The 15,846-nt window shown below is 41.8% G+C and carries 15 protein-coding genes; 6 read left to right on the forward strand and 9 right to left on the reverse strand.

The window, feature by feature from the left end; all coding sequences use genetic code 11:
- Positions 1–3: 3 nt before the first annotated feature.
- Entirely contained in the window at positions 4–423 is a 420-nt protein-coding gene (locus ABWV45_RS13035) for a phnA protein (RefSeq protein ID WP_353352151.1), read from the forward strand.
- An 11-nt stretch (positions 424–434) separates the two neighbouring features.
- Here ABWV45_RS13035 and ABWV45_RS13040 read toward each other — a convergent pair whose 3' ends face one another.
- Complete coding sequence (locus tag ABWV45_RS13040; protein ID WP_353352152.1) at positions 435–2,672, reverse strand: ATP-dependent helicase; 2,238 nt, start codon at positions 2,670–2,672, stop codon at positions 435–437.
- A 170-nt stretch (positions 2,673–2,842) separates the two neighbouring features.
- On the opposite strand from ABWV45_RS13040, the gene ppnP reads away from it, so the two are divergent.
- On the forward strand, positions 2,843–3,124 hold the full coding sequence (ppnP, locus tag ABWV45_RS13045; protein ID WP_353352153.1) for a pyrimidine/purine nucleoside phosphorylase: 282 nt from the start codon (positions 2,843–2,845) through the stop codon (positions 3,122–3,124).
- Between the two features lie 63 nt (positions 3,125–3,187).
- Positions 3,188–3,679, forward strand: a complete 492-nt coding sequence (locus ABWV45_RS13050; RefSeq protein WP_353352154.1) for an MgtC/SapB family protein — start codon at positions 3,188–3,190, stop codon at positions 3,677–3,679.
- On the opposite strand, the gene ABWV45_RS13055 is transcribed toward ABWV45_RS13050, so the two are convergent.
- The 6 genes from ABWV45_RS13055 to ABWV45_RS13080 all read right to left on the reverse strand — a co-directional run bounded on the left by ABWV45_RS13055 (position 3,680) and on the right by ABWV45_RS13080 (position 11,526).
- A complete protein-coding gene (locus tag ABWV45_RS13055; protein ID WP_353352155.1) occupies positions 3,680–4,528 on the reverse strand; it encodes a 23S rRNA (adenine(2030)-N(6))-methyltransferase RlmJ in 849 nt (282 codons plus the stop codon). It abuts the gene before it with no gap.
- Between the two features lie 120 nt (positions 4,529–4,648).
- Positions 4,649–6,142 (reverse strand): sodium/proton antiporter NhaB, encoded by a 1,494-nt coding sequence (gene nhaB, locus ABWV45_RS13060; protein WP_353352156.1) that lies wholly within the window; start codon positions 6,140–6,142, stop codon positions 4,649–4,651.
- Between the two features lie 47 nt (positions 6,143–6,189).
- On the reverse strand, positions 6,190–7,185 hold the full coding sequence (moaA, locus tag ABWV45_RS13065) for a GTP 3',8-cyclase MoaA (RefSeq protein ID WP_353352157.1): 996 nt from the start codon (positions 7,183–7,185) through the stop codon (positions 6,190–6,192).
- A 153-nt stretch (positions 7,186–7,338) separates the two neighbouring features.
- Positions 7,339–9,627: a 7TM diverse intracellular signaling domain-containing protein gene (locus ABWV45_RS13070; RefSeq protein ID WP_353352158.1), complete on the reverse strand. Its 2,289-nt coding sequence runs from the start codon at positions 9,625–9,627 to the stop codon at positions 7,339–7,341.
- Positions 9,628–9,629: 2 nt separating this feature from the next.
- The gene (locus ABWV45_RS13075) at positions 9,630–10,838 is read right to left on the reverse strand and encodes a pyridoxal-phosphate-dependent aminotransferase family protein (RefSeq protein ID WP_353352159.1); all 1,209 of its coding nucleotides are present in this window, start codon (positions 10,836–10,838) and stop codon (positions 9,630–9,632) included.
- A gap of 37 nt (positions 10,839–10,875) precedes the next feature.
- The gene (locus ABWV45_RS13080) at positions 10,876–11,526 is read right to left on the reverse strand and encodes a hypothetical protein (RefSeq protein WP_353352160.1); all 651 of its coding nucleotides are present in this window, start codon (positions 11,524–11,526) and stop codon (positions 10,876–10,878) included.
- Positions 11,527–11,676: 150 nt separating this feature from the next.
- On the opposite strand from ABWV45_RS13080, the gene ABWV45_RS13085 reads away from it, so the two are divergent.
- Together ABWV45_RS13085 and ybaK are read left to right on the forward strand one after the other, a co-directional pair.
- Positions 11,677–12,441, forward strand: coding sequence for a methyltransferase domain-containing protein (locus ABWV45_RS13085; protein ID WP_353352161.1), 765 nt, complete (start codon positions 11,677–11,679; stop codon positions 12,439–12,441).
- Positions 12,438–12,902, forward strand: a complete 465-nt coding sequence (gene ybaK, locus ABWV45_RS13090; protein ID WP_353352162.1) for a Cys-tRNA(Pro) deacylase — start codon at positions 12,438–12,440, stop codon at positions 12,900–12,902. The genes ABWV45_RS13085 and ybaK overlap by 4 nt, the downstream gene beginning before the upstream one ends.
- On the opposite strand, the gene cmoB is transcribed toward ybaK, so the two are convergent.
- Both cmoB and cmoA read right to left on the reverse strand, forming a co-directional pair.
- On the reverse strand, positions 12,899–13,912 hold the full coding sequence (gene cmoB / locus ABWV45_RS13095) for a tRNA 5-methoxyuridine(34)/uridine 5-oxyacetic acid(34) synthase CmoB (RefSeq protein WP_353352163.1): 1,014 nt from the start codon (positions 13,910–13,912) through the stop codon (positions 12,899–12,901). The two genes, ybaK and cmoB, sit on opposite strands and share 4 nt — an antisense overlap.
- A gap of 4 nt (positions 13,913–13,916) precedes the next feature.
- Positions 13,917–14,639 (reverse strand): carboxy-S-adenosyl-L-methionine synthase CmoA, encoded by a 723-nt coding sequence (gene cmoA / locus ABWV45_RS13100; RefSeq protein ID WP_353352164.1) that lies wholly within the window; start codon positions 14,637–14,639, stop codon positions 13,917–13,919.
- Positions 14,640–14,802: 163 nt separating this feature from the next.
- On the opposite strand from cmoA, the gene ABWV45_RS13105 reads away from it, so the two are divergent.
- On the forward strand, positions 14,803–15,810 hold the full coding sequence (locus ABWV45_RS13105) for an NAD-dependent epimerase/dehydratase family protein (protein WP_353352165.1): 1,008 nt from the start codon (positions 14,803–14,805) through the stop codon (positions 15,808–15,810).
- Positions 15,811–15,846 lie beyond the last annotated feature (36 nt).

Here is a 15,846-nt window from a genome sequence, read left to right on the forward strand (position 1 = left end):
AACATGAGCAAAGGTGCCGATAAACACCAAGGACGCATAAACGAACTAAATTCTTTTGGTAAAGACTTAGCACGTCGAAGTAAAAGTCATTGTGAACTTTGCGCTAACCATGGTGTAAAGCTGTTTGTGCATGAAGTACCGCCATTGTCTAAACAGCCTGAATTTGAACACTGCATATTCATCTGTGAAACTTGCCAGTCACAAATCAACAAACCTAAAACATTGGACATAAACTATTGGCATTGCCTGCACAGCTCTATTTGGAGCGAAGTCCCTGCGGTACAAATTATGGCGGTTCTGGTTGCTAAATCCATCGCTGAAAAAGCGGATTATGCTGCGGAATTGCTTGATCAAATATATTTAGATGAAGATCAACAGTTATGGCTTGAAGAAGCCGAAGCAGATTTAGCAAAAAAGAAATAAAGCAAGCTAAACTATAACCATTGCATCATGGGCTGAGCAATGTGCTTATCTAAGGTTTTTACAGAACCATCCTCAAACTGAATTTGCCAATGACTTTGGGTTTCATACTTAATCAGCCCTTTTCCGAATCGATGATGTTTAACCCACACCTCCATACTTGGTACCTGTGTTTTAGATCTTGCCGTTGACGCTTTAATATTAGGCGCTTTACTTGCTTTAACTTTAATTTCCAACGGCCAAGCAAGAGTTTCAGCATACTGCTTTGCTAATTTAGTAATCGGTTTGGACAACCTCACTGTACCCTCACCTTGTTTATAAGCTTGCTGAAGCGTAAGCAGTTCACTCACATTCATAGCTTGAATAAACGGACTAATAGTATTTTGCCCTGAATCCATTGCTTGCTGAGTGGGCGTTATAAGGTGTAATTGATTCATGCTGCGCGTCATGGCCACATAAAACAAACGCCGCTCACTCTCAACAGATGTGGCTTGTTGCATCTCACCATCACTTTGATACGGATAATAATGCTCGGTTAGCCCGGGTAAAATTACCACTGGCCACTGCAATCCTTTCGCCCGATGTATTGAGCTAATAACAATGCCTTTTTGATCAGTTTGCTCGCGCTTGCGTAAGGTTAATTCTTGTAGGTAATCATGAGTCCCGTTGGCGGCTAAGTTCATCTTAGCTAAAAACCGAGAAAACCCTTGAACGGTTGCAATTCGATCATCCACTTGCTGACTGCTAAATGCACTGTCACTTAATCCTTTATAAAAGTCGGTTTCTCTTAAATAACGGTTAATTAACTGATGTGCCGTGATTCGAGGGTGTAACGCAAGCGTCACTAACTGAAGACGGTTTTCCACTTGTTGTTTTTGCCAAGTGGATAATTCACTGTCCATCTCTTTAAATACACGCACAGGCTCTTCATTCGATAATGATAACTGCTGTGCAATAGCTTCCAGTTGGTTACGTTTTATTTTTAAAGCAGGAAACGTTAAAAACATCAGCCAACTGTTAAATCGTTTTCGCTGGCCGTGTAAATGAAACACTTTCGCCGCCACTTCAAAAAGCATGATAAAAGGCTGTAATTCATAACGCTCAAGTACCCATGAATGATGGGCCATTTGATAAGGAATGTTTTCCTGCAGCAAAGCCAATTCCAAAGGTGCACTCATACCCCATAATCGCAGCAGAACTGCAATGTGTTCAGGCGGGTATTGAGTTAGCCCTTGTTTAATAATCTGCAATGTTCGTCTGGCGTAATCGTCATCGGTATGTAATTGCACTTGAGTATCAGGGTTGGATTCATGGGCAATGGCCATCACTGGCTGGCGCTGTTTATTCAAATGAATTAATTGATTACTTAATAACGCCACGTCATGACCATAACGAAATGTCCGACTTAATTCATATGTAATGGCACCTTTGAAGTGCTCATCAAAATAGCTCAACATAAAGTGACTACTGGAACCTCGAAACTCATAAATAGTTTGATCCGGATCGCCAATCACCAACACCTTTGCTCGCTGCCCAGATAAGGTTTCTAATAAAAATTGCTGTATGGGGTTAATATCTTGATATTCATCCACTAAAATCCAATCCATGTGGTTGGCATAATGAGCGGCTAAATCTGGGCGCTCACTGAATAACATACAAGGATCATACAACATGTCTGAATAGGTGATGCGCTGCTGTTGCTTACGCCACAATTCAAACTCTGCAAATACCTTCACAAAAAACTGACATTGCTTGGGTAAACCTGATTGATTAAACACCGCTTTGGCTGGATTTAATGCGCTTTTCACTTGCTCCATAAACGACATCATAGGGTCTAGCCATTTTTTCTTATCGTTTAATATTTCCTGAACAAGGTTTTTGTTTGGAGCGTGTTGCTGTAGTAAGCGCCATAAAATGTACTCTTGCTCTGACTGGGATATAAGCTGTTCTTGAAAACCCGCTAACCAGCCTTGCTGCACTAATCCCTGATAAATTTTTAAGCCTAAAGAATGAAAAGTACGTACTTGTGGCAACGGGCCGGTCATCACACGACGCAGTTTTTCAGAAAAATCCACTTGTGCAGATTTGTTGTACATAATCACCAATAGGCGTTTTGAATTCTGCCCGTGATCAAGTCTTGCCTTAATGAACAATGCCAACGTACTGGTTTTACCCGCACCTGCCACAGCAATTACTTTTCCATGTCCCTCATTATGGGAAATAATGCTTAATTGTTGATCAGTTAACTGCAAGGTTAATGCGTCCAATGGATAAGATGGAGCATTTTAAAGGAAAACCCCTAAAAAAGATAAAACCTCTTTTTGTTTGTTTTTTAAACACAAAAAACTCCGCTAGGAGCAAAAGCAAGCCAGTGATAGAATCGCCACCCTTTTTTAAGCAACCTAACCCTAAAGGAGTCATCATGTTTGATGTAAATGAATACTTTGATGGTAAAGTAAAATCCATTGCCTACAAAACCGAAACCTTACCTGCCACTGTGGGTGTAATGGCAGCAGGGGAATATGAGTTTGGTACTAGCCAAAAAGAAACCATGACGGTTGTGACTGGCGCACTGAATATCCAATTCCCTGGCACACAAGAATGGAAAACCTTTAACCAAGGTGAGTCATTCATTGTTGAAGCCAATGTGAAGTTTGGCGTAAAAGTAGACGTTGACTCTGCATACTTGTGCACTTACGAGTAACTCTTCGCCATTTATGACGTCATGAACTGGTAATATCAGTATCCTGCACTATATTTAAAGTGTATGGATACTGAATCTCTTATAACAATAACACCTTTCGATTGGCCTTCTATTTTTACGGCCTTACTGTGTGGCACCATCATTGGATTTGAACGACAAGTTCGAGGAAAGCCCGCCGGCATACGCACATCCGCATTAATTATACTGGGCACCTACATATTTATTGCATGCTCGTTATACGTTTCTAAAGACGCCAAGATGACAGACCCTTCACGTATTATTGGTCAAGTCATTACTGGTATTGGTTTTTTAGGGGCTGGTGTAATGCTTAGTAAAGGCCGAAGTGTATACGGCGTAACCAGTGCTGCCACCATTTGGGCTTTAGCCGCCGTGGGTGTATGCATTGGTATTGGTGAATTATCCAGTGCTTTAAAACTATCGGCGGTGGTAGTGGTGATTCTGTTTGGCGTAGATTATTTTGAAGAAAAAAGCCAAAACCTAGGGAAGCACGTTCACTCCCGTTATCGGCATTGGCGTAATAGAGATAATGAGTGATTAGTTCTCTACATACTCAATGCTAAAACCCGCGTGTTCTGACACACCCATTTTATCAACCAAATATGGAAGGCCTTCATTCAGCTTTTGCTCTAGGTCCCAAGGCGGATTCATAATAGCTAAACCACTGCCATACATACCCTGTTCTTCATTATCACCTGACACCCAAAAACGCACATCTAAAAAGCTTTTAGGTTTTAGATTTTTCAGCTTACGCGCCATGGTTTCACTCATCTTTTGCTTATCGTTACGGTTAATCAACGGATACCACACCAAGTACACTCCTGTAGGAAAGCGCTTTAAGGCTTGCTCAACTGCAGCGACCACCATTTGGTATTCTTTGGCTTGCTCATAAGGTGGATCTATTACCACCATTGCCCGTTTAGGGGGCGGCGGTAGTAGGGCTTTCAGTCCAACAAAGCCATCCACTTTTTCCATCGAGACAATTTTATCGTTAGCAAAATTTTTGCGTAACACCTGAAAGTCTTGTGGGTGCAGTTCAAACAACTTAGCACGATCTGAGGGGCGTAAAAAATGACGTACAAACCAAGGGCTACCCGGGTAGTTTTTAAGGCGTTCACCTGGATTCAATTGATTGATGATTGCCATGTATTCTTTGAATACTGCAGGTATTTTCTCGTCCCAAAGGGTCTGAATGCCCCCTTGTGATTCATTGGTTTTCTTCGCGATTGAATCATATAAGCTGTAAAGGCCGGTGCCACTGTGGGTATCAATATAGTAAAAAGGTTTGTCTTTTTTCACCATATAACTTGCGGTTAATACACATACCCAGTGTTTCATGACATCTGCATGATTACCTGCATGAAAACCGTGACGATAACTGAGCATGTGAACAACCTTTAAATCAATAATGGGGCGAATTATACCCATAATACACAGGAAAGCAGATAAATATGGCGAACGTAAAAAAGGGCTAATATTAGCCCTTTAAAATTTAAGTGATAGCCGTTATAGACTTGCTACACACACGGCTCCTACAACCGTTAACACTATGGTGTAAGGAAGAGCCATCACAACCATTTTGCCATAAGAAAGGCGAATTAAAGGCGCAATTGCTGAGGTTAATAAGAATAAGAACGCCGCTTGACCATTTGGCGTGGCTACACTTGGTAAGTTAGTACCCGTGTTCACTGCAACCGCTAATAACTCAAAGTGCTCTTTAGTAATATTACCCGCATCATAAGCGGCCTTCACTTCATTAATGTACACGGTTGCAACAAACACGTTATCGCTGATAACAGATAACAAACCGTTAGCAAAAAACATAATTAAAGGCTGAGCTTGCACGCTTTGAGCAAACACCCAGTCAATGATTGGCGTAAATAGATGTTGATCATGTATCACCGCAACAACAGCAAAAAACACAACTAACAAAGAGGTAAAGGGTAAGGCTTCTTCAAAAGCGTGTCCGATTTGGTGTTCTTCCGTGATGCCATTGAGCGCTGTTTGCAACACAATAATGGTCAACCCAATCAGGCCAACTGGTGCCAAATGCAGTGCTAAAGCAATCACCAAAAACACTGCCGCAGCACCTTGAATCCATAATTGTGTGACTTGATTTTTTGTGCGTTTTTTAGCCTGATGCTCATCATATTCCTTAAGAATACTGTAAACCACTTCAGGCAATTTATTACCATAACCAAATAATCTGAATTTTTCGACCACCACTACAGTAGCCAAACCAGCAATAAGTACTGGAATAGAAACGGGCGCTACATGCATAAAGAATGTAATGAAATCCCAGCCAACTTTCTCGGCTATTAATAGGTTTTGCGGTTCACCTACTAACGTAGCTACACCGCCTAAAGCGGTACCAACAGCACCATGCATTAACAAACTGCGCAAAAAACCACGAAAGGTTTCTAAGTCTTCACGCATATGCTCATGCAAAGAGGCATCATCTCCATGATCGTGGTCATGGTGATGATATTGACGACCTGATGCCACCTTATGGTAGACACTATAAAACCCTACACCCACAGCAATAATAACGGCAGTCACAGTTAAAGCGTCCAAAAAGGCCGATAAAATAGCCGCCATAATGCTAAAGGTTAGCGACAAAACAATCTTTGAACGTACCCGTAATAGCAACTTAGTAAATATGAAGAGCAATAGGCCTTTCATGAAGTAAATACCAGCTACCATGAACATAAGTAGCAATATCACCTCAAAATTTGCCATGATTTCAGTTTTAACCGCCTCTGGGCTGGTTAACCCTAATACAATTGCCTCTAACACTAAAAGACCACCAGGCTGAAGCGGATAACACTTTAAGGCTAATGCAAGGGTAAAAATAAACTCAACAATTAACGCCCAACCCGCAACTGTATATCCAACATCAGGAATCATTACAAGTAATGGATTTAGAATTAAAAAACCAATAATAGATTTTTTGTACCAGACAGGGCTATTGCCCAAAAAGTTATAAAATAAACTACTCATGTGCTCAATCTTATTGCTGTACTACTGAACAATTAAAATAAAACCAATCAACCACCTGTGGTATTCATGAAGCGAAGGATTTGAACCTCTTGCGCCAAATCGAAGTGATGGCGTTCAGGTTTTAAATTCATAGCCGCAATAATAGCATGTTTGATAGGCTCTATTTTCCCGGGGTTATCCCTAACAACTTTTCGTAAATCAACACTATGCTCATTTCCTAGGCATAGTAGTAATCTTCCCTGAGCGGTAATTCTGACTCGGTTACAGGTGTCACAAAAGTTATGACTATGGGGAGAAATGAAGCCAATTTTACTAAAATGGCCATCAGAGAAGTGCCAATAACGGCTTGGGCCCCCTGTGGCGTCGCCACTTTCATTCAAGCCATACTTTTGTGTAATTACGTCTCGAATTTCAGCACTGCTCATGAACGTTAGTGCCCTATCATGCTCTTGAATTTCACCCAGTGGCATTTCTTCAATGAAACTAATATCCAGCTGATTTTCACGAATAAAGTCCACAAGGTCTAAGATTTCATCATCGTTACGCCCTTTGAGCATCACGCAATTGATCTTAATCTCTTCAAATCCACTCGCTTGAGCCGACTTTATGCCATCCAATACGGTTTGTAGGTTACCGGTTCTGGTTAGCTGCTTAAATTTATCTGTATCAAGGCTATCTAAGCTGATGTTTAAACGCGTAAGGCCCGCCGCTTTTAGCGGAGCAGCCAAATGAGGTAACTGACTGCCATTACTGGTCATATTTAGCTCTTTTAACCCCGGTAATGACGCTATTTTTTCAACCAAATTAGTTATCCCATGACGAACCAACGGCTCACCACCGGTTAAGCGAATTTTACTCACACCAAGCTCAACAAATGCCTGTGCAACTAATTCAATTTCTTCAAGGGTTAATAGCTCAGACCGTGGGGTAAAAACCATATCTTCGGCCATGCAATACACACAACGAAAATCACAGCGGTCCGTTACCGATATACGGACATAATCCACTACTCGGTTAAACTTATCGACTAACTGTACGGCCATAACATCACCACCTGAAAATGCACGCGCATAGTACCAAGAATAGAATCCTTACGACTAGCCTCGACCTATAAAAAAGCATTTAAATGATTAAAACAGTATGTTACGGCATAAGTGCAAAGCGAGATACAGGCTTACGCACCATTCAATGGCAGATTATTTGGCGCTCTCCCAGCGCAAAAGGCTAGAACGTAAATCCTCCATACGTACGGGTTTAGCAATGAAATCATTCATACCCACGGATATACATCGGGTTTTATCCATTTCCATACTATTGGCCGAAACGGCAATGATAATAGGGTCTAGATAACGCTGAACGTCTTGTCTCATGGCAATAGTGGTATCAAAACCGTCTAAAACTGGCATTTGGCAATCCATTAAAATAATCGGAGCCGGGTTTTCAGCCTGCTTGATTAAGCCCTCCTGCCCGTTAATTGCAATTTCAAACTCAATACCCATTCTCGTCAACATACTTGCCATTACTTTTTGATTGATCTCATTATCTTCTATCACCAATACACGTTTAGGTAATTGATCTGCGAGCTGCTTGGCATGCACAATAATGTTTGGAATCATCAGTTCAACTTGCAATATTGGAGCATCACTGTTGATATTCCACTGACCGCCAAGCAAAGCGAGTATTTGTTCAAAAAATGCTAAGTCATTTTCATTTTGGAATATGCTCATTCCATCAACACAGACAAACTGACCGGTACAGTGCATATCTAAGCTCACATGTAACTGAGCACGATTTTCTTGGTAAGAGATAGAAAGCAGAATACTTTCTATCTCTAAGTCAGCTAATTTATATATGAGTTCAGTTAACATTAAATAGATTGGCCTAACCGTACCTTCTAGTTCATCCCAATCATATAAATTTGTTACTAACGAAAACTCTGTATTGCGAGCATGACATTCAAAATAAAAATCATCATTCCAATTTTTTAAGCTTGAATTAATATCAACTCTCTCACTTTCAAATTCTGGTTCACTGGCACTTAACTCTGTATTCAGCAACAACTTGTCAATGTGTCTGGAAATTAATCTGGTACTGTGGCTAGCGTCATGTAGTAATTCGCTACTGGCGCTATAACCTTGCAAAGAGAGCTCTAAAATATGTTGAATAGAGTGAAGTGGGGTTTTAAGTTCGTGAGAGATATGCTTCAAAAATACATCTCTTACTTTTTTATGTTTCTCTGATGCACTTAGTGCATTGGATAAACGCTTACTGGTTTTTTGTAAAATGCTCTGGTAATGACGCTCATTTTTTAGCTGCTCATATTGCAACTTACCAATAAGTTCAGCTAGCGCCCAAGACAACAATAAAGCCTCTATCACTGTGCCTATTAAAAATGCATGCTCAGTAAATAGATTGACTGGAATTGAACCTAAAATTGTTAACTGATATATAAACCCACCAGCTGCTAAAAAACCCCAAGCTAATAGAAAAAATCGCGCAGGCCTGAAGCCCCCCCTTAATGCAATAATACTGACAATCAACACACTTACTTGATATAAGGCACTAATGACTAAGTAAAATCCAATTGCTAATTCTTGGCTGACTAACAAAATCAAAATAATATTAGCAAAAACGGAAAGTATTAAAGTATAAAACCATTTATTCCATTTGGGGTGATACTTAGGTAAACGTAAAAATGACTGCGCAAAAAGAATGGCAAATATAAAGGCTAAACATACAGAAATACCCCAAGTCTGTGGTAAATTCAGCCAGTGATCAACGGCATAAAAATAGCGAAAGAAGCCTAAATCAGCTACAAAAAATATTTGTAATAAACCTAAGTTCAAGCAATAAAATAAATAATACAGACGCTTCGTTGAAATAAATAAAATTAGGTTATAAACAAATAAGGCAAGCAGTACACCTAAAGAAACAAAAATAATCGCCATTCGTGCAATATTATTTTGAGCAAATGCTTTAGGGCTACCAATATTTATCGGCAAACGTAAAGCATGATCACTGCTTAACTTTAATATTATCGTCGCGTTGGGTTGAAGATTATTGAGTCTGGTATTTGGGAACTGGCTAGGTTGAAGTAAATCTGAAAAAGGCTGGGAGACAAAATCTTCTGAGTAATCAAGCAATTCACCAGTTTCTGAATAAACATAAACACTGGCGCTTTTTATATGAGGAAAGCCAATCTGTAGTTGTAACGAGCTAGGAATATGCTCATGCAATCGGCTCCAAACCCATACTTGTCCTGCAACAAAACCTAAATTGGGTGGCCCTTGCGAAGTCTGCAGGTGGAAAGGTGGTTCATTCAATATCTCAATTGCGCGATATGCATTATCTGGGTCAACTAAATAATAAGCACCGGGCCAAATGCTTTGAACACTACCATGTTGTGCTGCATCTTGTGTTGCTATGGGCTGAGAAATCGCAGGAAGTGCGACCATCAATACCCATATCATCACAAGCTGTTTCATGTTTATGCCGTTACGTTACCTGTTACGTTTAGAGCACGCTCTAAAGCGGCCATCCCTGAAGGTAAGTCTATACTAGCTCCGGAATATTTCATGCTCATTCCTAACGCATGTAAGGTTCTAAATAAGTTATGAGCCCGACTTTGTTCACCCATTTGGCCAATTCGTACAATAGGTAAACCAAACGAGCCTGATATCTCAACTTTATACAGGTCTGACATGGTTTTAAGAACCTGCTTACCATCAACACCTTGTGGTAAGTTAATACCCACTACGCTATTTAAACGACTTTTAGATTGTACAAATAACTCAAGCCCCATGGCTTCAACCGCCGATTGTAGCGCGAGACTACACATTTTATGCCGTGCGAAACGCTTTTCAAGAGTCTCAAGGCATACTTGGCGCAAAGCCTCATGTAAGGCCAAAATACCACTAACGGGTGCAGTATAGTGGTATCCCTTTTCCTCCCAAAACTGGCGAGCTAAACGCACATCCAAGCACCAATGAGGCATTGGGGCCGTGCGTTCGATAATCACTGGCCAAACGTGCTCACTAAAGGCAATTAAGGATACCCCCGGTATGGACGCTAAACCTTTTTGGCCTCCTGTGATCACTACGTCTACTTTCCAATTATCCATCTCCAAAGGCATAGTACTCAAAGTACATACCGCATCGACTATAGTCAGTACGCCATATTCGTGAGCCATTTGGGTAATTTGAGCTAACTGGTCATTCCAAACGGTACAAGATGTTTCCCCTTGTACTATGGTGAGCACATCAAAATCATTCGACTTTAAAAGTGCTTCTACTTTTTCAGGTGACGCACCTTCGCCCAACGGCACATCATAAAGTGTCACGTCACCGCCATTACGTTGCGCCATTTCAGCTAAGCGGCCACTAAAGAATCCATTTTGAACACTTAATACCTTGCGACCGGGCCAGACTAAGTTGGTAATGGCCATTTCCATAGCTGCACTACCGGGGCCAGCCACACCAATAATGTGTTTAGATTCGGTTTGAAACACGTATTGAGACATAACCCGTACGCGCTCAATCACCTGATTCATAGTGTCACCTAAGTGATTAATCACTACGGAGTTGGCCATGGCCACCTTTTGCGATACAGGCACAGGGCCTGCGCCCATAAGTAATAGAGGTTCGTCGGGTAAAATACTATCAAGTGGTAAATCCACAGGGGGGAGGATGCTGGTCAATCTAAATATCCAATTCTATTGCAAATTATATTGCTGATTAAAAACGTGCACGTAAGCCAAACAATGTGCCTTCAGCCATGTTAATTTTGTCATCATTCTTAAGGTAGGCACCTAAATAACGGTAATGGGCATAGATGGCCATATCCCAGTTAAAGGCATATTCAATACCCGCTTGGTATTCATATTCAAGGTTAGCCGTTTCATCCCAATCTTGAGATAAAAAGAAAGGACGTAAATTCACCCCAATATTGGCTTGAAGACCTGCGGCCATAGGTAAAAATATTTGCGCACGCATACCAAAGGCAGTACGGTCATAATCAAGGGCTTCGGATGTGCTCTTACTTAATTCAAAATCGAATTCAGCGCCGCCTTCTTCTTCATGGTTCTCTAAATAACCAAAACCACCCACACCTAGGGTGATAATCTCGGTTTTTTGGTTGCCTAGATTTTGATTTTCAAATTTTGTCACATCATCAGACTGATAATAGCCAAGATAGAACATACTGGTGACTTTATCCCCATCAATGCCTCGTGAAGTATCGCCTAAACCTAAACGGAAGTGGCTCATCTCGCTGCTAGCGGCCAAATCTAAAAATACGGTCTCATATTCAGCCTGCACAGCTGCACTTAAAATCAATAACGGAGACACCAGTAAAGGAGTCACTATACGGGATAAAAACGATTTCATTTCAATACCTCTTAACAATGAGCCTGAGCATACCAAATCTTCTCATGTAAGCAACTGCAAACCCCATAAACTCTAGCTTTCATCATATTTTATTACTTGGCCGTATTTTCTCTTTTGGTTAAACTGGCCTATTTTCTTAAGGTCTAAGAAATGGATCGTAACTTTAATGGTTTGTCTGAGCGCTTTAACAGCCAAATCTACGGCACTTTAAAGGGCCAATTACGCCTTAAAATGCTGGATTTAGACCTACATAACATTATCAAAGATCAAACATCACTTGATGTATTAGACGCTGGCGGAGGCATGGGGCAATTTTCATCAGCACTTCTAGCCCAAGGGCATCAATTAACACTTACAGATATTAGCCAAGACATGCTCAACGAGGCAAAACTGATTCACCAAGAAGTAGCCCCCAGTAAACAAGCCCATTTTATCTGTGGCCCTCTACAAGCGTTACCTGACACACTCGAAAAAACGTTTGATCTAGTACTGAATCATGCGGTTTTGGAATGGCTCAGCGAGCCACTTGATGCCATCGAAACCTTACAGCACATGGTCAAAGACAACGGCCACTTGAGCCTTATGTTTTACAACCGCCACGCCATTGTTTGGCGTAACCTTATGAATGGTTCTTGGCAGCGCGCTCATAATGATTACTTCCACCATGATAAAAATCACTTAATGCCGCAAAACCCACTGGACCCACAACAGGTATTAGAAAAAGCATTATCCCTCAATTTAAAACTCGTTTCTTGGCGAGGCATTCGGTGCATCCATGACCACATGCCTAAATTTATGCGCGACAAAAAAACCCTAGCTGAATTTGTAGAAATTGAATCTAGCTTGGGCTTACAGGCCCCTTATCGGGACCTTGGTCGTTACGTCCACATGCTATTTCAAAAAAAGCTCCCATGACCCCAGCCATTAAGTTATTAAAAAAACAGGGCATTACCCACACCGTTCATGAATATAAGCATAATGCTCATGCCACCTCGTTTGGCTTAGAAGCTGCGGAAAAATTAAACTTATCACCAGAACTAGTGTTTAAAACTTTGATAGTTCAGCTAGACAAGCAATTAGCCGTTTGCGTGGTCCCTGTCAGTCACAGCTTAAATTTAAAAGCCGTTGCCAAAGCCGCCAGCAGTAAAAAAGCCGCCATGGCCGATAAACAAGACGCGCAAAAAACAACCGGTTATGTATTAGGAGGCGTCAGCCCGCTTGGGCAAAAGAAACGTTTAGCAACATTTATAGATGAAAGTGCCCTGAACTATCAAACCATTTATGTCAGTGCCGGTAAGCGTGGCATGGATGTCGAATTGGCACCGCAAGATTTACAAAACCTGTGCAATGCCACTTTGGCAAATATTAAAGACTAAACATTTGCAATGATGGTGGCTCGTAAAGGTGCAGGATGCCCTTCAGCAGTTTTGCTTGAATCGTTAGGGTCTAGGAAGTCTTTTAGCGAGTTGTATGTCATCCAATCCGTGGTGTGCTGCTCATCTAATGTGGTGTAGTTTTGCTCCACAATACGTACGTTTTTAAAGCCTAAACGACGCATCCACTGGCACAAAGTTTTAGCACTGGGTAAAAACCACACATTGCGCATCATAGCGTAACGGTCATCGGGCACCAGTACCTGCCCCTCTTCCCCTTCTATAACCAAGGTTTCTAGCACCACCTCACCACCTGGGCGCAAAGCTTGCTGTAACTCAGTTAAGTGATCCAACGGCGAGCGTCTGTGATATAACACTCCCATACTGAAAACCGTATCAAACGCCCGCAAATTCATTGGTACGTCTTCCATTTTAAAAGGCAATAAATGTACAGGGGGCGCTGCTTTATTAGCTAAGGTCACATATTTTTTAACCGCTTCAAATTGCCAAAAGAAAAGCTTGCTCGGGTCCACACCAATAACACGCTTAGCCCCAGCACCCAACATGCGCCACATGTGATAACCACTGCCGCAACCCACATCTAAAATGGTACGGCCATGTAACGGTGACAAATGAGGTTCAATCCGATCCCACTTCCAATCACTGCGCCATTCTGTATCCACCTTGGTATCAAAAAACTGAAATGGACCTTTACGCCACGGCATTAAACCTTGCAGGCTTTCTAGAACTTGTTGGTTTTGCTCTGGGGTAATGTGGTTTGACTGAAATTCAATGGCACTTTGATTTAACTGGCAACTCACATTGCTTGGTTTTGGTAATTTCACAAACGCATCTAGCCAACGCTGCATATCTCCGTGAGGAGTGGCGATGTAAAAATCATGCAATTGTGTTTCGATTACCTCACCCCATTTTTGGAAGGGCTGTTTTTCTTGCTGCATAAATGCAACTAAATCTTGGTAGTACTGATTAAACCAATTTTCAGTTAATTCCATGGGGCTATTTCACCGCTATAAATGAGGTAAAGTTAAAACACTGATACCAAGTATACGCCTTAGAAAACCCAGCTTGTTTCAAGCGGTTGATATGATCTTGCGCAGTTTCAGGTACTAATACGTTTTCTAATGCACTGCGCTTTTGGCTCACTTCTAGATCACTGTAACCATTGGCCCGCTTAAAGTCCCAATGCAGTTCTTGCTGTAAGGTTTGTTCTGGTTCATCGAAACAGATTTTTTCCGACAAAATTAGCGCACCGCCGGGCAGCATGGCATCGTACAGTGTTTGAATCAGTGCTTGGCGTTTTTCCAAAGGAATAAACTGCAAGGTGAAATTCAGTGTCACCACAGATGCATTTTTGTATTGAAAATCCGTCACATCCCCTTCTACTAATTCAACTGGGGTGATAGCGTTATCAATATCCACATAGCTTTGGCAACGCTTGAGCATCGCCGCTGCGTTATCTATGCCCACCAACTGACAGCCCTCTACTTTTACACCGTGACGCATGGCCAATAGAGATGCCCCCAGCGAACACCCTAAATCGTACAGATGACTGTTTGCTTGGGCGTATTGCTCGGTAATCATCCCAATCATTGGAATAATCATGGTGTAACCGGGCACCGAACGCTTAATCATATCCGGAAACACCCGTGCCACAGCCTCATCAAACGCAAATGCATCTAAGGCTTGCTTATCATCAGCATAAATACGATCACGGGACATACAGCACCACAGGTGAATAAAAAGGGCATGCATTCTACTGAATATAGCCATCTGATGCATCTAAAGGTGGACGGATTTTTAAGTCAAGTTGACTGAAACAGTCCTAGTGTATGACCCTAAACTTGGTAATCTGGAGGTTTATAGCTAAACAAAATGGATTTTCATGCACGCATTTGTTACCGGAGCCACCGGCTTTTTAGGCCGCAATGTTGTTGAGCAACTCATATTGCAAGGCTGGCAGGTTACGGCATTATACCGCACCCCGTGCAAACAATTTTCTTCAGATACCTTACAATTACACTGGCAACAAGGGGACATCACAGACATTGATAGCCTAAGAGCCGCCATGCCCCCATCGGTTGATGCCGTGTTTCACTTAGCCTGCGATACCCAAGCATGGCGTTTAGATAGACGCCAACAATACCAAACCAATGTCACCGGCACTGAAAACCTATGTAAGGTTGCCCTTGAAAAACGCGCGATTCGGTTTATTCACACCAGCTCAATTGCAGTCTATGGCTTCCATAATGGCGCGGTGGATGAAAACAGCGAAATGCGCGGTATGGATTGCCCCGTTCGTTATTTCCGCAGTAAATTTCTAGCAGAAGAAGTGGTTCGTGAATACATTGAAAAAGGGTTAGATGCCGTGATACTTAACCCCACTGCCGTCATCGGCCCTTATGATAATCGCAGCTGGGTTAAACTATTCGACTGCATCAAAGAAGACCAATTACCCGGCATACCACCAGGACGAAAATCCTTTTGTTACGCACCAGAGGTAGCCCTTGCCCATATTCAGGCTTTCATCCTTGGGCGCAGTGGAGAGAACTATATTTTGTCAGGCCCCACCACTGACTTTACCGAAGTCTTTCAGATTCTCAGCGCTTACATGCAGCACTCCCACCCCATGTATAAATTGCCAAGCTGGTTAGTGAAATTAAGAGGATTAGCATGTACCTTAAGAGCGCTCATTACCCAAAAAGAACCCGATATCAGTCTGCAAAACGCTTATGTACTTTGCGCCAATGTTACCGCCGAAAGTGAAAAAGCCAAACGGGAATTACAATACAAAAACCACACATCACTGAATGAAATGTTGGGCACATCCTATGAATGGTGGCTCTCTCAACAAACCAACAAACAAAAATCCCCCCAACAACACCTAGCCTAACTTTCAATATTCAGCTTAGTGTGAACTTGGTACAAT

Source organism: Oceaniserpentilla sp. 4NH20-0058 (genome assembly GCF_040371755.1).
GTDB lineage: Bacteria > Pseudomonadota > Gammaproteobacteria > Pseudomonadales > Oceanobacteraceae > Bermanella.